The following is a 22678-nucleotide window of genomic DNA, read 5'->3' on the forward strand; positions in this document are numbered from 1 at the left end:
TCGGTGGGTCAGCCGGCGGCGGCGAGGGCGGCCGGGATGCGGTCGAGCACCGGGTGCGGCACCAGACCGTAGGCGTAGAAGTCGACCGCCAGCGCGCCCGCCGCCTTCGCGCCCCTGGCCTTGGCCACCAGGCGGTCGGTCGAGTCGCTGTCGGGGTAGCCGGGCCGCAGCACCGCCCGCACCTCGCGGTCCTTGCCCACCGACCGCAGGTACGCGCCCACGTCGTCGGCCACCCGCGCCGCGTCCCGCGCGTACGCCAGCACGCCGAAGGCGGGCACCAGGTCGCCCAGCGCCACCAGGTCCACGCCGAGCTGCCAGGCGTCGTGGGCGGCCAGGCCCGGCGTCGGCAGGCCGTCCCGGTAGCCCTTCACCGCGCCGGTGGAGTCGATGAAGACCAGCTTGGAGCCCTCTTCCGCGACCGCCGACGACACCTCGGAGACCAGCGTGGTGACGGTCTCCGAGCGCGCCCGCGCGTACGCCACCACCTCGGGCCCGGCGTAGGCGGTGAGCGCCGCCCTGGTCACCTCGCCCTGCGCGGCCGGGTCGCCGTCGAAGACGCCCCCGACGATCCGCGCGCACTCCTCGCGCGCCACCTCGGCGTTCACGCCCAGGTCGGTGGCCCGGCGCATGCAGTAGTCACAGAAGCAGAGCCCGAACAGGAACGTGTCCATGGGGCCGAGCTGCACGAACGAGCGCTGCGGCTGGACCGGTGTGAAGTGCAGCGCCTCGGCGACCACGCTCTCGACGCCCAGCCGGGCCACCGCCCTGGCCAGCGCGACGGAGTATGCGCGCACGTCGGGATGGGCCGGGCACAGGTCGACGAGCGAGCCGCGGTCGCCGAAGCAGTCGCGCACGGTCACGTCGGGGTGCTCGTTGCCGAGCGTGGCGTTGCGCAGGAAGACCGTCCAGCCGTGGAGCTTCAGGCCGCGCCCGGCGCACGCCTCGCGCAGCCCGTCGAGGGCGTGGACGTGGCCGGGCACGGGGGCGAGCCGCAGCCCGTCGAACAGCTCGGCCGGCGGGGTGAAGTGGGCGCCGTCGTGCCTGACGGTCAGCCGGGACAGTCCGTGCGGGGTGACGTCGCGCGCGGCGTGGTGGACGGCGCCGACCGTGACCCCGCCCACGCCGTACGCGCTGATCCTGTCGAGCACCCGCTCGACGCCCTCACCGTGCAGGTCCTCGGCGAAGACGTATACCGAACTGTCCACGTGCAGACCTTACGCGCTCTTGTGCGCGACGAAGTCGATCTCCACCAGGATGTTCATGAGCTGCGAGCCCACCGTCGTCCGCACCGGGTACGGCTGGGTGAAGTACGACTTGTACACCTCGTTGTACGCGGCGAAGTCCTCCTTCACGTTCTGGAGGTGGACCGTCGACTTGACGACGTCGTCGAAGCCGAGGCCGTGGGCGGCGAGGATGGCCCCGAGGTTCTTCATGACCTGGTGGGTCTGGGCGGCCACGTCGTCGCCGACGATCTCGCCGGTGTGCGGGTCGAGCGGGCCCATGCCGGAGGTGAAGACGAAGTCGCCCACCACGAGCCCCTGGGAGTACGCCCCGACCGGCGCGGCGCCCTCGGTGGTCTTGAGCTCTTTCTTCACGGAATCTCCCTAGAAATCGGTGTGAATCGTGCCGACGACACGGTAATCCCGGTCCACCAACGGCAGCACGCGCCACTTGTCGAACGCGGTGCACGGGTGTGAGATCCCGAAGGCCAGCAGGTCGCCCGGCTTGAGCCCGTCGGCCCGGACGACGGTGTGCTGGTCCTGCATCTTCGTGATCGTGACGCCGCTGCGGCGCGGCACCGGCAGGCCCTCGTCGTAGGGCGCGTCGCGCTTGCCCATGCCCACGATCGCGAGGCCCGGCTCGGGCGTGGACAACACGTGCGCCCACACCTCAAGGGCCGGCCGCAGCTCGCCCTCCATCCGGTTGAACGGCGTGCGCTCCCGGTAGTAGCCGTCGTCGTGGGTGACGTACGCGCCGCTGCGCAGCAGGATCCTGGCGTGCGTGGTGACCAGCTCGCGCCCGATCACGTCGAACCACTGGCTGCCGCCGATCGTCAGGATCGGGGTGCGCACGCGGACGTGCTCGACGGCCTCCTGCAGCACGCCCAGGTACCGCCGCACCTCGTCGGCGCTCTTCAGCGCCCCTTCGTACCCGGCGACGCCGGCCAGCTCGACGCCGGGCGTCTCCTGCGCGTACGCGGCCACCCTCAGCAGCTCGTCGAGGGTGCGGCAGCCGGCTCGTCCGCCTGCGTGCCCGAGCTCCACCAGCACCCGGAACGGCCGGGTCGAGGCGTGCCGGGCGAGAATGTCCACCCCGGCCTCGGAGTCGACGAAGCTGAGGAACTCGAAGGCGGGGTCGCGGTCGAGCTCTCCGGCGGCCCAGGTCAGCCCGGCGGTGTCGACGACCTGGTTGGCCACCATGATCCGGTCGCCGCCGTAGCCGCGGGCGATCCTGGCCTGCCGGGTCGTGGCGACCGTCAGCCCCCAGGCGCCCGCTTCGAGCTGCATCGCGGAGATCTCTGGCGACATGTGCGTCTTGACGTGCGGAGCCAGCTCCATGCCGTGGTCGCGGGCGAAGGCCGCCATCGTGGCCACGTTGTGCTCCAGCGCGTCGCGGTGCACGATCATCAGCGGAAAGCCGAGCTCGCCGTCGAGGACGGACTGCCCAAGGATCACCTGCACGACACCCCCCTTTTATCCGCGTCTGACCTTATCCCAGGCGGGATCAGCGTGATCGAAGCGCCCGTCCGGGATTGGCGCCGGTCAGCTCGCCGCCGGTCAGCACCCGAACGCCGGAGACGAGCACGTCGTCCACGCCGTGCGCGGGGGTGCGCGGATCGGCGTACGTCGACCGGTCCGACACCGTGAGCGGGTCGAACACCACCAGGTCGGCGACGTGTCCGGCGCGTACCAGCCCGCGCCGGTCGAGCCCGAACCGCCGGGCCGGGTGGGAGGCCAGGTGCACGACCGCCTGCTCCCACGTCCAGTCGCCCAGCTCGCGGACGTGCCGGCCGAGGAACCTGGCGAAGGCCCCGAACCCGCGCGGATGCGGATGACCGCCCACGTAGATGCCGTCGGAGCCGCCGGTGTGGGAGGGATGGCGCAGGATCCGGCGTACGGACTCCTCACCCGCCGGGCCCTCGTCGGGACGCGCGGAGACGCACCCCGCCTCCAGCCGCGTCGCCACCAGCAGGTGGCGGCAGAAGGCGGCGGGGGTCATGCCGGCCCGCTCCGCGGCGTCCGGCAGGGCGAGCCCTTCGGCCCATTCCAGGCCGGGCGCGTGGGAGACGGTCAGCCGGGGGTAGACCTCGCCGAGCCCCGCCCACCAGTCGTCCAGCTCGGGCGAGGCGATCATCTCCAGCGCCGCGCCGGTGTCGGCGCCCGGCACGGACGGCGGCAGCACCACCATGGCCAGGATCGTGCTGCCGCGCAGGTAGGGGTAGGTGTCGAAGGTGAGGTCGACGCCGTCGTCGTGGGCTTTGCCGACCAGCGGCAGCAGCACGTCGGCCGGCCCGTGCAGGTGCGAGACGTGCACGGCCGCGCCCGAACGGCCGGCGATGTCCACGACCTCCGCCATGCCGACCCCGGCGTTCGCGCCGTAGGCCCGCATGTGGGTGACGTACGGCAGGCCGCCGAGCGGCGCGCACAGGGCGGCCAGCTCGGCGGCGTCGGCGTAGCGGCCCGGCAGGTACTCCAGCCCGCTGGACAGCCCGACCGCGCCCTCGGACAGGCCGCGCTCGACCCGCTCGACCATCGCGGCCAGCTCCGCCCGCGAGGCCGATTCCGGCGAGGGCCCGAGGACGTCGTAGCGGATCGTGCCGTGCGGCAGCAGGTAGGCCGTGTTCAGCGCCACCGCGCGGTCGTAGCCGTCGAGCAGCTCGGCCACGCTCAGCGGGCCCTCGTGCAGGGCGCCGTTGACGGCGGCGAAGTAGCGGGAGGCGTAGGCGACGGTCTCCGCCGACCCCGGCGCGAAGGACAGACCATCCTGCCCCAGGACGAACGTGGTCACCCCCTGCCGCAACGCCGCGAGCTGCACAGCCGGGTCGAACACGGCCGTGTCGCCGTGCGCGTGGCAGTCGACGAAGCCCGGCGCGACGAACCGGCCGGTCGCGTCGATCACCGTCCCGGCCTGCGCGCCGCCCAGCCTGCCGACCGCCGCGACCTCGTCGCCCGCGATGCCCACATCCGCCCGGTACGGCGGCGCGCCCGTGCCGTCGAGCACCCGGCCGCCACTGATGACTACGTCGAACCTCACACCAAGATTCAATCAGAGCCGCGCGAGGACGCCGATGGGCACGTGACCGAGCGGACGACGGGCCGCTCGGCCAGCAGGTCCCTGGCCCGCGCGCGGGCGAGGTTCCAGCCGTTCCACGGGTCGGGGCGGTCGAGCCCGTTGGCGCGGACCACGTCGGCCAGCACGCAACTGCGCTGCGGCTCGGGCAGCCGGTCGAGCGCGGGCACGGCCTCCGCGCCGAGGTCGCCCAGGTAGTCGGAGTCCATGTTGGTCACGCCGCGCACCTCGACCTGGGTCTGCGCGACCTGCAGATCGGGGTTCACCATCGCGAACGCCCCCAGGCCGAGCCCGGTGACCAGGACGATCGTGCGCGGCAGCCAGCCGGAGCCGCGGCCCGCCAGGCGTACCGCCCCGGCCAGCAGCACCAGCGCGAAAAGCGCGCCCAGCCACCACACCGTCGCCTGCACCGAGATCCGCAGCCGCGACAGGCCGTAGGCGTCGGTGTAGAGGCTCATCCGGTGCAGGGCCGAGACCAGCACCACCATGGTCAGCCCGCACAACACGCCGAGCATGACGGCCAGCAGCCAGCGCTCGCCGCGCTCGGTCCGCAGCAGCCCCCCGGCCACCGCGACGATGCCCAGCACGAACACGCTGACCACCACGAGCTGGAAGAACCCCTGCCTGGCGTACTCGGCGTAGGTCAGGCCCGCCGTCCGCAGCACCCAGCCGTCGCCGCCGAACAGCACCCTGATCTGGACCGCCACGAACGCCGTGAACAGCAGGTTCACCGCGACCAGCGGAACCAGCCACACGCTCCTGCTCACGCCGAACTTGTGCTCAGGACCGACCGGGTCGATCACCGGCCGCAGCGCGACCAGCACCGTGGCGGCCAGCAGCACGGCGACGAACCCGAAGACGAAGATCCGCGAAGGCACCGAGTCGGCCCAGGCAGGGGTGCTGGTCAGGCGCTCGACGTACGCGGCGAACACCGCGTCGGCCGAGGCGAACAGCAGCCCGAACACCAGCACCAGCACGACCGTGATGCCGAGCCCCGCGAGCACCGGCAGGATCCGCCGCCTGGCGGTCAGCTTCCGCAACGGCCCGGCGAGGAACCACGGCACCGGGCCGAGCGCGAGCACCACGGACATGCCGCCCCTGATCACGCCCAGCCAGCCCGCCCCCGCCCCGGACACCGCCAGCGCGCCCAGCCCGGCCCCCGCCATGAGCAGGATCGCGACCAGCCAGTCCGCGTCGCGCACGGCCGTCATGGAGATCAGCCAGTACGCCGTCATCCCGAACGCCAGCGTCCACGGGGTCGTCCTGCGCAGCACGGCCGGCAGCGCCGCCGCGCCGAGCACCATGGCGACGAGCACGATCCCCAGCCCGACCTGCGCGTCGGGCAGCGCCACGGCGGCGAACACGCCGGCGCCCGCGGCGGCCGGCAGCAGCCAGCGCGGCGGCGCGGGCAGCTCGGGCCTGGGGAAGAGCGGCGGCGGCACATACACCTGCCCACCCCCGCCCCCTGCCCGCCCGGCCCCCTGATAGGCGGCCTCCTGGTGCGCGGCGCCTTGATAGACGGCACCCTGGTGCGTCGCGGTCTGGTAAGCGGCCTGGTAGGCCGCCGTTCTGCGCGCTGAGCCCGCGCCCAGCGCCATGCCGAGCGCGCCGCCCAGGGCGGTCACCATGACGAGGGTGACGAGCGCGAGACCGTCGCCGACGGTCATCGAAACCAGCACGGCCGCGAACAGACCGCCCAGAAACCCGACGATCACCCCGAGGACCCCGCCACCGACCATCCTGGCCAGCCCCCCGCTTCCAACCCCCACCGGAGCCACCCCCGCCGACACGGGCTGCGCCGCACCGCCTGCCTCATGGGCCCCGCCTCCTGCGGGCATGCCTCCCCCTGCGGCAGCACCGATCCCCGCGGGCATACCGATCCCTGTTGTGGCGGTGGACGCTGCGGAGATGCCAGCCCCTGTGGTGGGGCCAGCCACTGTGGGGATGCCGCCCTCTATGGGCGTCCCAGCCTCTGTGGTGGCCCCAGGCCCTCTGGGGGCGCCGGACCCTGCGGGTGCGTCCAGCCCTCTGGGGGTGCCGGACGCCGGGAGCGGGCCGGGGTCCGTCATTGCCGGCGCGGGCGGCGCGTCCTCGGCCGTGGCCGGCCGGACCGGCGTTCCCGAGGCAGCCGCGCCCTCCCCTGCCGTCGCGCCCTCCTCCGCCGTCGTGCCTTCAGCCGCCATCTGGGGCGCCGGGGTGGGGGCGGTGGGGACGGCGCCGCCTGCGTGGGCGGCGGTGGCTGGGGGGAGCGGGTCTCTCAGGTGGTCGTTGTGGCTCCGGTTCGCCCCCGTGTCGAACGGTGTGTCCGTCATCGTCGTCCTTCCTGGTAGATCGACGACCATGCGGCACCCCGCGCACTCGTCGATGCGGATCGACCCCCCGTGCAGCTCCACGACCTCCTTGACGATCGCCAGCCCCAGCCCCGCGCCCCCGGAGTCGGCCGCGCGCCCCGCGTCCAGCCGGGAGAACCGTTCGAACACCCGCCCCCGGGCCGCCGCCGGGATGCCCGGCCCCTGGTCGGCCACCACCAGCCGAGCCCCGTCCCGCTCCGCGCCGCACGCCACCGTCACCACGCCCCCGGGAGGGCTGTGCCGTACGGCGTTGTCCAGCAGGTTCGCCAGCACCTGCGCCAGCAGGTCGGGATCGGCCCGCACCCCCAGCCCGGCGGGAGCCGACGCCTCGATCGTGACGTCCTCACGAGCCAGCGACGCCTCCCGCACGGCCTGCTCGACCAGCGGCGCCAGCGCGACGGCCTCGGGCTCGATCAGCCGGACGCCGGAGTCCAGCCTGGACAGGTCGAGGAGCTGGGCCACCAGGCGGCCGAGCCGTTCGGTCTGGGCGAGCGCGGTCCTCATGGTGACCGGGTCGGGCGCGGAGACGCCGTCCACGACGTTCTCCAGCACCGCGCGCAGGCCGGTGATGGGGGTGCGCAGCTCGTGGCTGACGTTCGCGACGAGCTCGCGCCGCTGCCGATCCACCTCGCCGAGGTCGGCGGCCATCGCGTTGAACGCCCTGGCCAGCTCGCCCACCTCGTCCCGCGAGGTGGCGCTGACCCGCAGGCCGTAGCTGCCCTTGGCGATCGTCTGGGCGGCCCTGGCCATCTGGCGCAGCGGCTTGGTCATGCCCATGGCCAGCACCTGGACCATGATCAGAGCGAGGATGACCGCGACCACGATCCGGACGTCCCGGGTGAACCCGGCGTTCAGCCCGACCTCGTTCACCACGAACGCGGTGCCCACCGCCAGCACGATGACGATGCCCAGCTTGACCTTGATGCGGCCGAGGAAGTCGAGCGGCCTCATTGCCGGACCAGGGCGTAGCCCACGCCGTGGACGGTGCGCACCACGTCGGAGCCGAGCTTGCGGCGCAGCGCGCGGACGTGGCTGTCCACGGTCCTGGTCGCGGCGGCCTCGGAGAAGCCCCACACGTCCGACAGCAGCCGGTCGCGCTCGAAGACCTGCCCGGGGCGCTCGGCCAGCCGCCGCAGCAGGTCGAACTCGGTCCTGGTGAGCTGGGCCTCGATCCCGCCCACGAACACCCGGCGCGCGGCCGTGTCGATCTCCACCTCGCCCACCCTGATCACCGTGTCCTCGACGGCGAGCTGGGCGGCCCGCTCAACCCGGCGCAGCAGCGCGTGGATCCTGGCCACCAGCTCGCGCATGCTGAACGGCTTGGCCAGGTAGTCGTCGGCCCCCACCCCCAGCCCGACCAGCACGTCGGTCTCCTCGCCGAGCGCGGTCAGCATGAGGACGGGCACCGGGCGCGCCGCCTGCATCCTGCGGCACACCTCCAGCCCGTCCAGACCGGGCAACAGCCGGTCGAGAATCACCAGGTCGGGCTCCGCCTTCCCGTACTGGACGAGGGCGTCCTGCCCGTCGCCCGCCACCCGGACGTCGAAACCCTCGGCGGCCAGCCTGTTCCGCACGGCCAGTGCGATCGTCACATCGTCCTCGACCACGAGGACACGCCGCTGCTCTGCCACGTACGAAAGCCTAGAAGTGCGCTGTGCAGACGACACTCCATAATTTGTGCACATCTGGTGCAGACTTGCCGCGTGAACACCGCTGGCTACCTCAGCCGTCTGGGCCTGTCCCACCTGATAGACGCCCCCGCGAGCGCCGAGGGCCTGCGCGCGCTCCACGTGGCGCACGTCGAGAAGGTCGCCTACGAGGCGCTGGAGATCTGGCTCGGCCGCCCCACCTCCCTCGATCCCGTCGAGTCCGCCGAGCGCATCATCAGGGGCCGCGGCGGCTACTGCTACCACCTGAACGGCGCCTTCTCCGAGCTGATCAGGGACCTCGGCTACGACGTCACCAGGCACGTCGGCGGCGTGCAGAACCCCGGCAGCGAGCCCGGCGTCACCGGCAACCACCTCGTGCTGACCGTGCGGGGCCTGCCGAGCCAGGACAACCCGGGCGGCGAGTGGCTGGCCGACCTCGGCCTCGGCGACGGCGTGCACGAGCCGCTGCCGCTGGTCGCGGGCGCGTACCGGCAGGGGCCGTTCACGTACGTCCTGCGGCCGTCGCAGGTCGCGCCCGGCGGGTGGCGGTTCGACCATGACCCGAGTGGTTCGTTCGTGGGGATGGATTTCGAGCGGACCCCGACAGAGATGTCCGCTTTCGCTGATATGCACAGCCATTTGTCGACGTCACCGTCGTCGGGGTTCGTGCGCACCGCCGTCGTGCAGAGGCGCGACGCCTCGGGCGTGGACACGCTGCGCGGACTCGTCCTGACCCGCGTCGGCGCCGGCAGCCACTCGATCACCCTGGACACGGCGCGCGACTACTTCGCGGCGCTGGCCGACGTGTTCTCGCTGACCTTCGACGACCTGACCGACCAGGACGAGGAGCGGCTCTGGAGCAGGCTGCACGACGCCCACGAGGCGTGGCTGACCGGCCGGACCGCGTGATGGCCGGGCGGGCCGGGCGAGCGCTATCGTGCACTCGACATGGCTGAGACCAGGAAGCTGGCCGGGCGCTACCGGCTGCTCAACCCCCTGGGCGCGGGGTCCGTACGGCTGGCCTTCGACGAGACGGAACACCGCGACGTCGCGGTCAGGGAGCTGCGCATCCCGCCCGAGTTGCGCGAGTCCGCGCTGCACGAGGCGCGCAGGGCCGCGGGGCTGCGGCACGCCTCGATCGCCCGGGTGCTCGGCGTGCTGGTCGAGGACCGGGTGCCCTGGCTGGTCATGGAGTTCGTCTCGGGGGTGTCGCTGGAGCAGGCCGTACGCGCGCGGCAGCCGCTGCCCGTCGTCCAGGTGGCCAGGATGGGCGTCTGCGTGTTGTCGGCGCTGTCCGTGGCGCACGCGGCCGGGATCGTCCATGGGCAGGTCAGCCCCGGGAACGTGCTGCTGACCGGCACCGGGAGGGCGGTGCTCACCGGGTTCGGGGTGCCGAGCCTCAGCATGCGGCCCTCGGCCGACCTGTGGTCGCTGGCGGCCACGCTGCACTTCGCCGTCGAGGGCCGCCCGCCCGGCCAGGTGCCCGCCGAGGGCGCCGACCCGCTGCGGTCGCTGATCCGCGCCATGCTGCATCCCGCCGGGTCGCCGCCGGTGGAGGTGGTCCGCGAGACGCTGGAGAGACTGGCTCTCGACCAGCCGCTCGACCAGGTCGTCCGCGCCCTTGGACCGCTCCCGCCCGCCGAGGTGGCCGAGATCGGGCTCGCCCTGCTCGACCAGCTCCAGGCCATGGGCGGGCGGCACGGGGCGGTGCAGCCAAGCGGCGTGCTCATCTCCGACCAGGGGCGGGCCACGCTGGTCGCGCCGCTGCGGTCGGGCACCGTCCCGGCGTACACGGCTCCGGAGGGGGTGGCGAGCCCGGCCGCTGACCTGTGGTCCCTGGGGGCGACCCTGTTCATGGCCGTGGAGGGGGTGCCGCCCGCGCCGGGGGCGTCGCTGGCGCGGGCCGGGGCGCTGGCTCCCGTCCTGGTGCGCCTCCTGTCCGGCAATCCGGCCGACCGTCCCGCCCCCGAACTTCTCCGGCACGAGCTGCGGGCGGTCATGGGCCCGCGCCGATGACCCGCGTGCCCGTCCTGCCGCGTCCCGTCGACGCCGCCACGCGGGACGCCGGCCGGTGGTGGCCGGTCGTGCCCGCGGCCGTCGCCGCGGCGGCCGGGTTCTGGGGGCTCTCGGGGCCGTCGTTGTGGCGGGACGAGTCGGTCAGCGCGCTGGTCGCGCGCATGCCGTTCGGCGAGCTGCGCCGCTTCCTGGCCGACCTCGACGCCGTCCACGCCCTCTACTACCTGCTCCTGCGGCCCTTCGCCGCGCTTCCCTGGCCGCCGGAGATCGCCGTCCGGCTGCCCTCGGTGCTCGCCTTCACGGCCGCCGCGCTCGGGGTCGCGGCCCTGGGCCGCCGCCTGGCCGGCACCCCCGCCGGCCTGTACGCCGGCCTGCTGTACGCCCTCACCCCCATCGCCGCCCGGTACGCCCAGGAGGCCCGCTCGTACGCCCTGGTGAGCGCGGTCGCCGTGCTGGCCACGTGGCTCCTGGTCAAGCTGCTCGACCGTCCCGGCGCGGGGGTCTGCGCGGCCTACGGCGCGAGCGTGGCGCTGCTCGGCTGGCTGCACCTGTACGCCCTGCTGCTCGTCCCCGCCCACCTGCTCACCGCCTGGCTGCCCGCCCTCCGCCGCCGGCTCACCGCGAACCCGATGCCCGCCGTCGTGCGGTCGTCGGTGTCGGTCGGCGCGGCGGGAGCGGCGCTCGTGCCGCTGCTCGTCCTGGCCGCCGGTCAGCGGGACGCCCAGGTCTTCTGGCTCAGGACCCCCGGCTGGGCCGAGCTGGCCGCCTTCCCCGGCGAGGTCGCGGGGGCGGGCGCGGTCGTGCTGTTCGCCGCCGCGCTGTGGGGAGCCGTACGCGCCCCGGCCGTGGCGGTGTGGGCGGTGCTGCCGGTGGCGCTGTCGTTCGCGATCTCCCAGGTCCAGCCCGTCTACCATCCGCGTTACGTGCTCTTCGCGGTGCCGCTGCTCGCGGTGCTCGCCGGGATCGGCCTGGCCGGGGTGCGGTGGCGGGCCGTGCCGGTCGCCGTCCTGGTGATGTTCGCCGTGCTCGTGTCGCCCGCGCAGGCGGCGATGAGGCAGCCCGCCGCGCGTCCCGACGACCTGCGCGCGCTGGCCGCCACGCTGGCCGCGGAGGAACGTCCGGGCGACCGGGTGTTGTTCGTGCCGCAGCGCTTCCGGCTGTTCGTGGCCGTGTACGGCGCCCCGTACGACCGCCTGACGGACCTCACCCGCGCGCCCGGCGCGCCCGGCCCGCGCACGGCCGCCGAACTGGACGCGGCCCTCAAGGGCGTGGACCGGGTCTGGCTCATCTCCCCCAGGATCGGGACGAAGTACGCCGACGACGAGCGCTACCGCACCCTCAAAAGAACGCTTGTCCCAGGACAGACCCGCACATACGGCTCGATCCACCTCACCCTCTGGTCCCGCAACAATTGAGATACATCGCGTCATGGAACCTCAGGCACGGGTCCACTCGTTGGACGGGCGACGCAGAATGTGGGAGAGGCGGGGCGCGGGCTCCGCGTTCGGAGGAAGCCAGGGATGTCGCCAGTTCAGAAGTACGTCATCGGCGCAGGCGCCGCGGTTCTGCTCTCGCTGATCTTCTTGCCGGGCTGGATCACCCTGCTGGTGGTGCTCGGCGCGGTCGCGGCGCCGGTGGTCGGCTACCTCATGCTCGACCCGTCGCAGCGCGAGCGGCTCAAGCGGGCCCGCAGGCGCGGGATCGGCGGCTGAGGCCCGCGGGCCGCGGCGGGGGTCGTCAGGCCCTCGCCGCGCTCAGCTCCGACCGCACCCGGCCGTGCACCCTGCGCTCCACGTAGAACGACAGGAACGGGACCGTGCCGCCGAGCATGACCCCGAGCATGTACGGCCAGCTCCAGCGTGCCTTCATGCCCAGGTTCATGACGGTGATGAGGTAGATCATGTACAGGCCGCCGTGGATGGGCGCGACGATCTTCGACAGCTCGGCGGCGCCGAAGCCGTAGCGCAGCACCATCGCGACGCACAGGATGAGCAGCATGACGCCGACCACGTAGGCGAGCACCCGGAAGGGCTTGAGAGCCGATTCCACCGTTAACCTTCCAGAACCATCTCGGGGGACTTGTCGCGGTCCCGATCCGCCCGTACGGCGTCGCGTACGAAGTGGAACCACATGAAGACGGCGAATCCAGCGAAGATCCACCAGTTTGCGGCATAAGCCAGGTTACGCCAGGTCAGCGTGCCACCGACCTCCGGCGGCCGGATCTTCACCTGCGTGAGCGAGCCGGACGACGGCTGGGCCACCAGGAAACCGGTCCGCAGCTTCTGGCCGGTCCACAGGTTGATCAGCTCACCGGTGGACACGGTCTGCACCTGGCCCGGAGGCAGCCCCTCCGCCCGCCGCTGGACGCTGTCGGTGCCCTGCTGGCCCCGCAGCCGCCCGTGCACCGTGACCCGGCCCTGCGGCACGGCGGCGACGCCCGGATCGTCCGCCTCGGCCGCCCAGCCGCGCACGACCGGCATCAGCGTGCCGTCGTCGAGCCTGATCGGGGTGAGCACCCAGTAGCCGTGGCCGCGTGAGACGTTGCCGCCGGGGGCGTCGACGTCGGGCCGCCGGTCGGCGACCAGGAGCTGCCGGGCGGCCTCGTACGCGCCCTCGGCGACGACCCTGCGGCCGACGGCCTCGCCGTCCATCTGCCCGCCCACCTGGGCCAGCGTGGCGACGCCCACGGGGGCCGGATCGACGGCCGCGTGCGGCTTGCCGGAGTCCTGGAACACGCCGAGCTGCCAGCGGCCGAGCAGGATGAAGGCGACGAGGACCCCGATCGTCAGCAGATGCAGCCCCACGACGCGGGGTGAGAGCAGGGTCCGGAGCATGCCTCAAAGCTATCCGCCGGGGGGAGTGGTCCCCTCATCAGCCCGTGCCTATAGGTAGTGGCAAAGGGGTGCAAATGGACCATGCCATCGCGCTAGGCTGCTGGCCATGTCTGACCAGCATATCGATCCCGCGGGCAACACCCAGCAGTTCCGCGCCTTCGCGCAGCGCCAGGAGCAGGAGGCCGCGGCGGCCCCCAAGAAGTCGCCGCTGCTGCCGATCCTCGCGGTCGCCGTGGTGATCGTGATCATCGGCGTCGCCGCCTTCCTGCTGCTCCGCTAGCACCCAACCGCATACGGACACCCCACCCGCCCCGACGCCGTGGCGGGTCTTTGCCGTCTCCGCACACACTGCGCATACCGGTCGGTCGGCGTGACGGGCTTCATGTCCGGACTGGACCAGCGGCTGACGACTGACTACATTGGACGATATGTCCAATACGTGGGACATCAAGCCGCGCCGGGCGCGTTTCTCCTGGGAGAGGAGGTTCGGTGGCTGAGCCAGGACTGGTGATCATCGGCACCGGCTTCGCCGGGATCGGCATGGCGATCAAGCTCAAGGAGGCCGGCTACCACGACTTCGTGATCCTGGAGAAGGCCGCCGACCTCGGTGGCACCTGGCGGGACAACACCTACCCCGGGTGCGCGTGCGACGTGCCGTCGCACATGTACTCCTACTCGTACGAGCTGAACCCCGGCTGGACGCGGATGTTCGCCCCGCAGGCCGAGATCCGGGACTACCTGCGCACGTGCGCGGACAAGTACGGAGTGCCCCCCCACATCCGCTACAACAAGCACGTCACGTCCCTGGAGTACGACGACGGCCACCGGACCTGGACGGTCACCACGGACGACGGCGCAACCATGCGGACGAACGCGATCGTTTCCGGCATCGGCGCCCTCCACATCCCGAAATTTCCGGAAATTGCGGGGAGGGAATCCTTCGCCGGCCCCTCCTTCCACTCCGCCGAATGGGACCACTCGGTCGACCTGACCGGCAAGCGCGTCGCCGTCGTCGGCACCGGCGCCTCCGCCGTCCAGTTCGTCCCCCAGCTCGCCCCCCGGGTGCGCGAGCTGACCGTCTTCCAGCGCACGCCGCCGTGGATCCACCCCAAGCCCGACTTCGCCTTCTCCCCCGCCGCCCGGCGCGTCCTGGCCCTGCCCGGCATGGCGCGGGCCCTGCGCGGAGCCATCTACTGGGCGCTGGAGAGCCGGGCGCTCGGCTTCGCGGTGCACCCGCGCCTGATGAAGGCGCACGAGGTGCTGGCGCTCAAGCACCTGGCGGCGCAGGTGCCCGATCCCGGCCTGCGCCGCAGGCTGACGCCCGGCTACACGATCGGCTGCAAGCGCGTGCTCGTCTCCAGCGACTACTACCCGGCCCTGACCAGGCCGGACGTCACCCTGGTCACCGACGGCATCGCCGAGATCCGGCCCCGCTCGATCGTCACCACGACCGGCGCGGAGCACCCGGCCGACGTGATCGTCTACGGCACCGGCTTCAAGGTCGTGGAGGCCCTCCAGGACCAGCGCATCACCGGCCGGAACGGCCTGAAGATCCAGGACGCCTGGCAGCACGGCATCGAGACCTACCACGGCATCACCACCGCCGGCTTCCCGAACCTGTTCTTCCTGCTCGGCCCCAACACCGGCCTCGGGCACAACTCGGTCGTCTTCATGATCGAGTCCCAGGTCCGCTACGTCATCGAGTGCCTGCGCCTGCTCTCCAGGACCCAGGCCAGGGCGCTGGACGTCAGGAAGGACGCCCAGGACGCCTTCAACCGCCGGCTGCACGCGCGCCTGGACCCGCTCGTGTGGAACGCGGGCGGCTGCCGCTCCTGGTATCTGGACGAGCACGGAGTGAACCGGACGATCTGGCCGGGATTCACCTTCGAGTACTGGGCCCGTACGCGGAAGGTGCGGCCGGAGGCGTACGAGCTCATCTACTGAGGACGGCGGGTCACCTGCGGCCCAGCGCCTTGAGCTGGACGGGGGTGAGCGCGGAGACGTTCTGGTCCACCGGCGCGTCGGCGTACTGGTGGATGGTCCAGGTCTTCCAGTCGGCGGGGGCGGCCACCTGGCCGGGGCCCTTGCCGTAGCGGGCCACCCACAGCGGGTACCGCTGGAGGCCGTGGCCGTACTCGTCGGCGAAGTTCCAGCCGCTGTAGAACAGCGGCGTGACGCCGGTCCTGGCCTGGACGTGCGCCAGCCACTTCTTGGCCCAGGCGTTGACCTCGGTCACGGACCGGCCGTCGGTGGTCTCCAGGTCGAGCGCGAGCAGGTCGCCCTTGGCGGCCGGCTGCCGGTCGACCACGGACAGGAAGTGGTCGGCCTCGGCGATCGGGTCGTTCGACGGGTGCCCGTAGTGGTAGGCGCCCCGCACCTTGCCCTTCGCGCCCAGGTCGGCCCAGTGGCGGGCGAAGGAGGCGTCCACGCGGGTGGCGCCCTCGGTGGCCTTGACGATGCCGAACGCGGCGCCGCTGGCGGCCCAGTCGTGGTCCGGCTGGTAGTGGGAGACGTCCTGGCCGTAGGTGAGGCCGTCGGCGTGGGCGGGGGCGGACGTCAGGCCGAGGCCCGACACGGCGGCGGTGGCGGCCAGCAGGGCGCTCGCGTACAGCTTCTTGACGTTCGGCTTCACGGGGTTCCTCCTGAGGGCAGGCGGCAGCCGCCCACGGGTGTCTGTCGGGATGCCGCGACGGCGGCTGATGCGCTGCGGCAGGCGGTTCCCGCCCGGCGGCATGGCGCGTCGCGATGCCCGTTACAACCCCGTGACCTGGGCAAACATTCCCTCATGCCGGGGTCAAGCCGGCGAGTGGCGGCGGCCCGCGAGGGGGCCGCCGCCGTGCGCGCTCAGCGCGGGTCGACGACCAGGGCGCTGCCGCCGCCCCGCCGTACGGGCTCGGCGACGGCCTGGACCAGGCCGTGGCCGCGCAGTTCCAGCGCCGTGGCCGCGCCGATCTCGGGGTTCAGCACGAAGCCGTGCCCCTTGGCCTCCAGCTCGGCCCGGTACTTGTCGAGGAACGCCTGCTCGGCCTGCGTCTGGGCGGTGTTGCGCTGCGTGGCCCGCGGCGCGGCGAGGGCGTCGGGCAGGCTCATGCCGAATTCGTACCGGTTGACCAGGATCTGCAGCACGGTCGTGATGATCGTCGAGCCGCCCGGCGAGCCCGCGGCCAGCACCGGCCTGCCGTGGTCGAACACCAGCGTGGGCGCCATCGACGAGCGCGGCCGCTTGCCGGGGCCGGGCAGGTTGGGGTCGCCGGGGGCGGGGCCGAAGGTGAAGTCGGTCAGCTCGTTGTTGAGCAGCACGCCGCGGCCCGGCACCACGATGCCGTTGCCGCCGGTCGACTCGATGGTGAGGTTGTAGGCGACCACGTTGCCCCAGCGGTCGGCGACGACCAGGTGCGTGGTCTCCGGCCCCTCGTCCGCGATCGGGGTCGCGGTGCCGGTCGGGGTGGCGCAGGCGCCGTACGTGCCGTCGGGGCTGCCGGGGGCGACCGGGCTGGTCAGTGCCCGGTCGCCGATCAGGCAGGCGCGCTCCTTGGCGAACCCGTCGGACAGCAGCTCGCGCAGCGGCACGCCGGGGATGTCGCCGACGTAGGCGTTGCGGTCGGCGAAGGCCAGCCTGGACGCCTCCAGGTACTCGTGCAGGCCCACCTTGGGCAGGGCTTCGAGGATGTTGAGCGCCTCGCCGACGGTCGAGCCGCCCGAGGACGGCGGGGCCATGCCGTAGACGTCCATGCCGTTGTAGGAGATCTTGGTGGGCTCGCGCAGGAGGGCGCGGTAGTCCCGCAGGTCCGACAGCTCCATCAGGCCGGGCCTGACGTTGCGGGTGCTGCCGGGGGTGACCGGCGGCTTCTTCACGGTGGCCACGATCTCCGCGCCGAGCCGGCCGCCGTACAGCCAGCCGGGGCCGCGCCGGGCCAGTTCCCGGTACGTGTTCGCCAGCTCCGGGTTCTTGAACACCGAGCCGACCGGCGGCGGGGCGCCGTTCGGCAGGTAGAGCCGGGCCGTCGAGGCGATGTCCTTGAAGCGGCCGGCGTTCGCGGCGGTCTGGTCGTGGAACGTCTGGTCCACGACGAAGCCGCGGGAGGCCACCTCGATGGCGGGCTGGAGCGCCTGGCCGAGCGAGAGGGTGCCGAACCGGCGCAGGGCCAGGTCCCAGTGCGCCAGCGTGCCGGGCACGCCCGCCGACAGACCGCTGGTGACGCCCTCGTCGAACGGGATGCCCTCGAAGCTGGTGGCGGTCATCGCGCGCGGGGCGGTCTCGCGGCCGTCGATGGTGACGACCTTGCGCTGCCTGGCGTCGTACAACACCATGAAGCCGCCGCCGGTCAGGCCGGCCGAGTACGGCTCGGTGACCCCGAGCACGGCTCCGGCGGCCACGGCCGCGTCGACGGCGTTGCCCCCGCGTCTCAGCACGGAGATCGCGGCCTTGCTGGCGTCGAGGTCGACGGTGGCGACGGCGCCTCCGTACCCCTCGGCGACCGGGGCCTTCTGCTGGGGGCCCGCGGACGCGGGCGCGGCGGGCAGGAGTGAGATGAGGACTGCTGCTGCGGAGAAGATCACACGGCGCATGGTGTCCACGATGACCCAGCTACGCCCGTCGTGGTAGGGCCCCCTCGGACAAGGGGATGATGTCGCGCGCGCCGCCGGTGGCCTAGCGTGGAGGCGTGCGCTGGAAGTCCGGTTTCGACCCTTATCTCGCCCTCATCGTGGCGGTCGCCCAATTGGTGATCGCCCAAGGCGCGACGTGGGGCCAGCAGCGCCTCCTGAGGGAGCCGCTCGACCCCTACGCGTACGCGTTGCTGCTGGTCGGGCCGCTGACCATCCTCTTCCGCAGGCGGTTCCCGCTGCTGACGGTCTCCGTCGCGCTCGCCGCGATGGACCTGTTCCTCATCGGCGGCTACGCCTACGGCCCCGCCTTCCTCAGCCCGGGCGTCCTGCTGTTCCTCCTGGTCACGGGCGGCAGACGGCTGATGGCCTGGACGATGGCCACCATGACGGTGGCCTCGCTCCTCAGTTACGCCTGGTGGGTGGGCAACCGCGACCTGTTCCACAGCGTGGCGATCCTGGCGTTCATCCTGCTGTTCATGGTCGTGGCCGAGCTGGTCAGGATCGTCAGGGAACGCCAGGCAGAGCGCGAGCGCGTCGCGGAGGAGGAGGCCAGGCGGCAGGCCAGCGAGGAGCGCCTGACCATGGCCCAGGAGCTGCACGACGTGCTCGCGCACAACATCTCGCTCATCCACGTGCAGGCCAGCACCGCGCTGCACCTCATCGACGCCAACCCCGAGCAGGCCCGCTCGGCCCTGGCCACGATCAAGACGGCGTCCAAGGAGGTGCTGGGCGAGATGCGCTCGGTGCTCAATGTGCTGCGCGACGGCGCCCCGCGCTCCCCGACGGCCGGGCTCGACCGGCTCGACGACCTCGTCCAGCGTTCGGGGATGGAGGTCTCGCTCCGGCGGGTGGGGTCGCGGCCGCTGCCGCCGCAGGTCGAGCGGGCCGCGTACCGGATCGTGCAGGAGTCGCTCACCAACGCCGCCCGCCACGCGCCCGGCTCGCGGGTGTCGGTGCGCCTGGAGTACGGCGCCGAGGAGCTGGCCATCGTGGTCGCCGACACGGGGGCGACCAAGCCCGCCGTGCTGTCGGAGGAAGGCAGCGGCAACGGCATCCCCGGCATGCGCGAGCGCGCCTCCGCCCTGGGGGGCACGCTCGTCGCCGGCCCGTCGGGCGGCGGCTTCCAGGTCGAGGCCCGTCTGCCCCTACCCGAGGAGAACCCAACGTGATCAAGGTGTTGCTCGCCGACGACCAGGCGCTGGTCCGGGCGGGCTTCAAGGCCCTGCTGGACGCCCAGCCCGACATGACGGTGGTGGCCGAGGCGGCCGACGGCGCGGAGGCGGTGCGCCTGGCAGGCGAGCATGCCCCGGACGTCGTGCTGATGGACATCCGCATGCCCGGCACCGACGGCCTGACCGCCACCCGCCTGATGCCGCCCGGGCCGCACATCATCATCCTGACCACCTTCGAGCTGGACGAGTACGTCTTCGAGGCGCTGCGCGGCGGCGCGTCCGGCTTCCTGGTCAAGGACACCGAGCCGGCCGAGCTCATCCAGGCCGTGCGGGTGGTGGCGGCGGGCGAGGCGCTGCTGTCACCGAGCGTGACCCGGCGGCTGATCGCCGAGTACGCCTCGCGCGCCAAGGAGCCGGTCGCCACCCAGGGCCTCGACCAGCTCACCGAACGCGAGCGCGAGGTGCTCTCCCTGGTCGGCACGGGCATGACCAACGACGAGATCGCCGCCAAGCTGTTCATGTCGCCGGCCACGGCCAAGACGCACGTCAGCCGGGCCATGATGAAGCTGCACGCCCGCGACCGCGCCCAGCTCGTGGTCATCGCCTACGAGTCCGGTCTGGTCAAGCCGGGCTGGCTCTGACGGCGGACGGCCCCGCGCCGAACCACGCCCGCGCGGCCTCGGCCAGGCCGCCGGTCCCGGCCCAGGCCACGTACCCGTCGGGGCGGACGAGCAGCACGTCGGCGGGCGGCTCGGCGCACCGCACCCGCACCACGTCGATCCAGCCGCCCTCGGGCAGCACCGGGTCCGGGTCTTCGCGGAGGTCGAGCAGCAGCGGGCGTCCGGCCCGCAGCAGCCCGGCGGTCCGCTGCTCCCCCGCCGCCGTGCTCAGCGGCAGGTCGGGGAGGAACCGGCCGGCGAGCGGATGCGGGTGCTCCAGCCCGGGCGCGGGCGGGTAGCGGGTGTCGGAGCCGTGCAGGAGCGCGGCGAGCCGGCGCAGCGGCTGCTCGTCGGCGAACAGCTCGGCGAGCAGCGCGCGCAGGGCGTCGCCGTCCTCGCCGGGGGCCCGTTCCAGCGCCGCCTGGGCGCGGGTCTGGGCCAGCGCCCGCGCGGCCACCGGACGGCGCTCCTCCTCGTAGGTGTCGAGCAGCCCGGCGGGCACCCGTCCGAGCAGCACGGCGGCCAGCTTCCAGGCCAGGTTGGCCGCCTCCGTCAGGCCGACGTTGAGGGCCGACCCGCCCGCCGGGAACAGGTGGGCGGCGTCCCCGGCCAGGAACACCCGCCCGGCCCGGTAACGCTCGGCGAGCCGGGCCTGGGCGACCGTGCCGGACAGCCAGATCGGCTCGCCCAGCGGCAGGTCCCGCCCGATCACCCGGCGTACGGCCGCGCGGAAGTCGTCCGGGGTCACCGGGCCGCCGGGCAGCGTGCCGCGCTCGCGCACGCCCGCGATGAGCACGCCGGGCCGCAGCGAGGTGAGCAGCAGCCGGCCGGCCGGGGTGCGGTTCCAGCCGGGTTCCAGGCCCTCGACGCGCGGCGCCTGGAACGGGCCCTGCTCGTCGCGGGCGAAGTGGCCGAGCCGCAGCACCTCGTCGTCGGTGGTGCCCGGGAAGCCGATGCCCGCCAGGGCGCGGACGGTGCTGTGCCCGCCGTCGCAGCCGACCACGTACCGGGCGCGGGCCCGGCCGGTGGACAGCTCCAGCGTGACGCCCTCCTCGTCCTGGGCCAGCCCGAGGACCTCGTGGCCGCGCCTGATCTCGGCCCCGAGCCGGACGGCCCGCTCGGTCAGCAGCCGTTCCAGCCGGGGCTGCTGGATCAGCAGCAGCCGCAGCGGCATGTCGTCGTGCCCGGCGAAGCGCAGCGGCACCTGCCCGAACGGGAACCCCGGGGCGGGGCCGGCGAAGCCGCTGCCCTCGGCGAGGACGCCGAGCAGGCCGCGGTGGCCGAGCAGCTCCACGATCTGCCCGGCGAGCCCGTTGGCCTTGGGCAGCTCGCTGGGTTCCGGGCGTTTGTCCAGCACGATCGGGCGTAAGCCGGCCAGCGCCAGCTCGCCCGCGAGCATGAGCCCGACCGGGCCCGCTCCCACGATCATCACGTCGTCCATGCCTGTCAGGCTAGATTGACAAAATCTCGCCTGTCAATCTAGCCTGACAGCGTGGACATGGAAGAGCTGTCTCAACGCATCAGGTCGAACGACCCCGCCCTCGGCCTGCGGGCGGTGGGCGCGCTGCACCGGCTGGCCGAGCAGGTCGAGGCGGCGTCGGTGGCGGCGGCCAGGGAGCAGGGCTGGACCTGGGAACAGATCGGCGACGCGCTCGGCATGTCGCGGCAGTCCGTGCACGCCAGATACGGAAAGTGAGGATCGCCATGTTCGGCAAGGAGAAGAGCCCCTTCGCGGCCGTCGTCAGCGCGGCGCTCGACGAGGCCAGGCAGCGCGGCGACCGGCGGCTCGGCACCGAGCACCTGCTGCTCGGCCTGCTGCACGATCCCGCCGCCGAGCCGGCGCGGGCGCTCGGCGTCGACCTGGCCGGGGCGCGCGCCGCGCTCGACGAGCTCGACCGCGAGGCGCTGCGCTCGATCGGCCTCGACCTCGGCCAGGCCCCGCGCGCGACGCCCCGCCGGCATCCGCCGGTCCCCGGCACCGCGCTCACGTCGAGCGCCCGCGCGGTGATCAACGCCGCCATCGGGGCCACCCGGCGGAAGACCAGGCCGCAGGCGCCCCGCCACCTCCTGCTCGCCCTCCTGGAGCTCGACCGCCACGACCCGGTGGCCCGGCTGATCGACCAGCTCGGGATCGACCGCGCGGCCGTCCGCGCCCGGGTCGCCTGATCGGCGACACGGGAGAAATCCGGTTGAAGCCGCGGCCGGGGCGCTGACATGGTCGAAGGATGCGGCGTACATACGATGACCTGGTCGAGGAGGCCGACACGGTGTCCGTGGCCGGCTGGGACTTCTCCTGGCTGGAGGGCCGGGCCACCGAGGAGCGGCCCTCGTGGGGCTACTCCCGCCTGCTGGCCGGGCGGATGGCGGAGGCGCGGGCGGCGCTCGACGTCCAGACCGGCGGGGGCGAGATCCTGGCCGGGCTGCCCACGCTGCCGAAGGTGACGGTGGCGACCGAGTCGTGGCCGCCCAACCTGGCGCTGGCCGCCGCCCGGCTGCGCCCGCGCGGCGCGTACGTGGTGGCCGACGACGACGAGCCGCGCCTGCCGTTCCGCGACGGCGTCTTCGACCTCGTGGTCAGCCGCCATCCGGTGGCGACCTGGTGGGCGGAGATCGCCCGGGTGCTGCGTCCCGGGGGCGCGTACCTCTCGCAGCAGGTCGGCCCGCGCAGCGTGTTCGAGCTGACCGAGTTCTTCATGGGCCCGCAGGACGGCTCGGCCCGCGACCCGCGCCAGGCCGTGGCGGAGGCGGAGGCGGCCGGGCTGGAGGTGGTCGACCTGCGGGCCGAGCGGCTGCGCATGGAGTTCCGCGACATCGGCGCGGTGATCTACTTCCTGCGCAAGGTGATCTGGATCGTGCCCGGCTTCTCGGTCGCCCGCTACGGCGACAGGCTGCGCGAGCTGCACGAGCTCATCGAGGCCGAGGGCCCTTTCGTCGCCCATTCGTCCAGGTTCCTCATCGAGGCCCGGCGGCCCTGGGCGCACCCGTCCTTCGGACGATGAAACGCGCCGGCGCGCTACCGCCTCAGGCGTACGCCGGGCCCGCCTGAGCACTCCCCGGGGCGCAGCGGCGGCGGCTCCCGGGGGGCGATTCGCCGCGCCG

General features: G+C 73.3%; 22 protein-coding genes. 11 read left to right on the top strand and 11 right to left on the bottom strand.

Translation table 11 applies throughout. From position 1 onward, the window contains the following. Positions 1 to 8 precede the first annotated feature (8 nt). From ACWCSD_RS07820 to ACWCSD_RS07845, 6 genes are read right to left on the bottom strand one after another with little or no spacing between them, the layout of a single operon-like run. A complete protein-coding gene (locus ACWCSD_RS07820; RefSeq protein WP_397164864.1) occupies positions 9 to 1205 on the bottom strand; it encodes a hypothetical protein in 1197 nt (398 codons plus the stop codon). A 9-nt stretch (positions 1206 to 1214) separates the two neighbouring features. Next, positions 1215 to 1595 (bottom strand): RidA family protein, encoded by a 381-nt coding sequence (locus ACWCSD_RS07825; RefSeq protein WP_352349473.1) that lies wholly within the window; start codon positions 1593 to 1595, stop codon positions 1215 to 1217. 9 nt (positions 1596 to 1604) lie between these two features. Then, positions 1605 to 2681, bottom strand: coding sequence for an alanine racemase (locus ACWCSD_RS07830; RefSeq protein ID WP_449913601.1), 1077 nt, complete (start codon positions 2679 to 2681; stop codon positions 1605 to 1607). Between the two features lie 43 nt (positions 2682 to 2724). Continuing rightward, positions 2725 to 4254 (bottom strand): N-acyl-D-amino-acid deacylase family protein, encoded by a 1530-nt coding sequence (locus tag ACWCSD_RS07835; protein ID WP_449913603.1) that lies wholly within the window; start codon positions 4252 to 4254, stop codon positions 2725 to 2727. Positions 4255 to 4262: 8 nt separating this feature from the next. Beyond that, positions 4263 to 7592 carry a DUF4153 domain-containing protein gene (locus ACWCSD_RS07840; protein WP_449913604.1) on the bottom strand — a complete coding sequence of 1110 codons (3330 nt, stop codon included), beginning with the start codon at positions 7590 to 7592 and terminating at the stop codon, positions 4263 to 4265. Next, on the bottom strand, positions 7589 to 8272 hold the full coding sequence (locus ACWCSD_RS07845) for a response regulator transcription factor (protein ID WP_387668586.1): 684 nt from the start codon (positions 8270 to 8272) through the stop codon (positions 7589 to 7591). The genes ACWCSD_RS07840 and ACWCSD_RS07845 overlap by 4 nt, the downstream gene beginning before the upstream one ends. A 72-nt stretch (positions 8273 to 8344) precedes the next feature. Here ACWCSD_RS07845 and ACWCSD_RS07850 point away from each other — a divergent pair, with 72 nt between their 5' ends. The 4 genes from ACWCSD_RS07850 to ACWCSD_RS07865 all read left to right on the top strand — a co-directional run bounded on the left by ACWCSD_RS07850 (position 8345) and on the right by ACWCSD_RS07865 (position 12018). Then, positions 8345 to 9199 (top strand): arylamine N-acetyltransferase, encoded by an 855-nt coding sequence (locus ACWCSD_RS07850; protein ID WP_397164871.1) that lies wholly within the window; start codon positions 8345 to 8347, stop codon positions 9197 to 9199. Positions 9200 to 9238: 39 nt separating this feature from the next. After that, on the top strand, positions 9239 to 10306 hold the full coding sequence (locus ACWCSD_RS07855) for a protein kinase domain-containing protein (protein WP_387668590.1): 1068 nt from the start codon (positions 9239 to 9241) through the stop codon (positions 10304 to 10306). Continuing rightward, positions 10303 to 11721: a glycosyltransferase family 39 protein gene (locus tag ACWCSD_RS07860; RefSeq protein ID WP_449913606.1), complete on the top strand. Its 1419-nt coding sequence runs from the start codon at positions 10303 to 10305 to the stop codon at positions 11719 to 11721. The genes ACWCSD_RS07855 and ACWCSD_RS07860 overlap by 4 nt, the downstream gene beginning before the upstream one ends. A 105-nt stretch (positions 11722 to 11826) precedes the next feature. Continuing rightward, the gene (locus ACWCSD_RS07865) at positions 11827 to 12018 is read left to right on the top strand and encodes a hypothetical protein (protein WP_352322643.1); all 192 of its coding nucleotides are present in this window, start codon (positions 11827 to 11829) and stop codon (positions 12016 to 12018) included. 25 nt (positions 12019 to 12043) lie between these two features. Here the strand turns inward: ACWCSD_RS07865 and ACWCSD_RS07870 are convergent, their stop codons facing one another. Next, positions 12044 to 12355, bottom strand: coding sequence for a DUF3817 domain-containing protein (locus ACWCSD_RS07870; RefSeq protein ID WP_352349459.1), 312 nt, complete (start codon positions 12353 to 12355; stop codon positions 12044 to 12046). 2 nt (positions 12356 to 12357) lie between these two features. Further along, positions 12358 to 13140 carry an SURF1 family protein gene (locus tag ACWCSD_RS07875; protein ID WP_449913608.1) on the bottom strand — a complete coding sequence of 261 codons (783 nt, stop codon included), beginning with the start codon at positions 13138 to 13140 and terminating at the stop codon, positions 12358 to 12360. A gap of 106 nt (positions 13141 to 13246) precedes the next feature. On the opposite strand from ACWCSD_RS07875, the gene ACWCSD_RS07880 reads away from it, so the two are divergent. Then, complete coding sequence (locus ACWCSD_RS07880; RefSeq protein WP_357990759.1) at positions 13247 to 13420, top strand: hypothetical protein; 174 nt, start codon at positions 13247 to 13249, stop codon at positions 13418 to 13420. Positions 13421 to 13629: 209 nt separating this feature from the next. After that, positions 13630 to 15084: a flavin-containing monooxygenase gene (locus tag ACWCSD_RS07885; protein ID WP_449913609.1), complete on the top strand. Its 1455-nt coding sequence runs from the start codon at positions 13630 to 13632 to the stop codon at positions 15082 to 15084. 10 nt (positions 15085 to 15094) lie between these two features. Here the strand turns inward: ACWCSD_RS07885 and ACWCSD_RS07890 are convergent, their stop codons facing one another. Then, positions 15095 to 15772 (bottom strand): glycoside hydrolase family 25 protein, encoded by a 678-nt coding sequence (locus ACWCSD_RS07890; protein WP_449913610.1) that lies wholly within the window; start codon positions 15770 to 15772, stop codon positions 15095 to 15097. Between the two features lie 212 nt (positions 15773 to 15984). After that, a complete protein-coding gene (locus ACWCSD_RS07895) occupies positions 15985 to 17709 on the bottom strand; it encodes a gamma-glutamyltransferase family protein (protein ID WP_449913611.1) in 1725 nt (574 codons plus the stop codon). Between the two features lie 95 nt (positions 17710 to 17804). Here ACWCSD_RS07895 and ACWCSD_RS07900 point away from each other — a divergent pair, with 95 nt between their 5' ends. Both ACWCSD_RS07900 and ACWCSD_RS07905 read left to right on the top strand, forming a co-directional pair. Continuing rightward, positions 17805 to 18917 carry a sensor histidine kinase gene (locus ACWCSD_RS07900; protein ID WP_449913612.1) on the top strand — a complete coding sequence of 371 codons (1113 nt, stop codon included), beginning with the start codon at positions 17805 to 17807 and terminating at the stop codon, positions 18915 to 18917. Next, the gene (locus tag ACWCSD_RS07905) at positions 18914 to 19561 is read left to right on the top strand and encodes a response regulator transcription factor (protein ID WP_352349443.1); all 648 of its coding nucleotides are present in this window, start codon (positions 18914 to 18916) and stop codon (positions 19559 to 19561) included. Before ACWCSD_RS07900 ends, ACWCSD_RS07905 begins: the two co-directional genes overlap by 4 nt. Here ACWCSD_RS07905 and ACWCSD_RS07910 read toward each other — a convergent pair. After that, positions 19542 to 21020, bottom strand: a complete 1479-nt coding sequence (locus ACWCSD_RS07910) for an FAD-dependent monooxygenase (RefSeq protein ID WP_449913614.1) — start codon at positions 21018 to 21020, stop codon at positions 19542 to 19544. The genes ACWCSD_RS07905 and ACWCSD_RS07910 overlap by 20 nt on opposite strands. A 57-nt stretch (positions 21021 to 21077) precedes the next feature. On the opposite strand from ACWCSD_RS07910, the gene ACWCSD_RS07915 reads away from it, so the two are divergent. From ACWCSD_RS07915 to ACWCSD_RS07925, 3 genes are read left to right on the top strand one after another with little or no spacing between them, the layout of a single operon-like run. Beyond that, positions 21078 to 21275, top strand: coding sequence for a helix-turn-helix domain-containing protein (locus ACWCSD_RS07915; RefSeq protein ID WP_352326953.1), 198 nt, complete (start codon positions 21078 to 21080; stop codon positions 21273 to 21275). 8 nt (positions 21276 to 21283) lie between these two features. Next, entirely contained in the window at positions 21284 to 21745 is a 462-nt protein-coding gene (locus ACWCSD_RS07920; RefSeq protein ID WP_449913616.1) for a Clp protease N-terminal domain-containing protein, read from the top strand. Between the two features lie 59 nt (positions 21746 to 21804). Beyond that, the gene (locus tag ACWCSD_RS07925) at positions 21805 to 22578 is read left to right on the top strand and encodes a class I SAM-dependent methyltransferase (protein ID WP_449913618.1); all 774 of its coding nucleotides are present in this window, start codon (positions 21805 to 21807) and stop codon (positions 22576 to 22578) included. Positions 22579 to 22678: the final 100 nt, after the last annotated feature.

Source organism: Nonomuraea sp. NPDC001684, assembly GCF_053596515.1.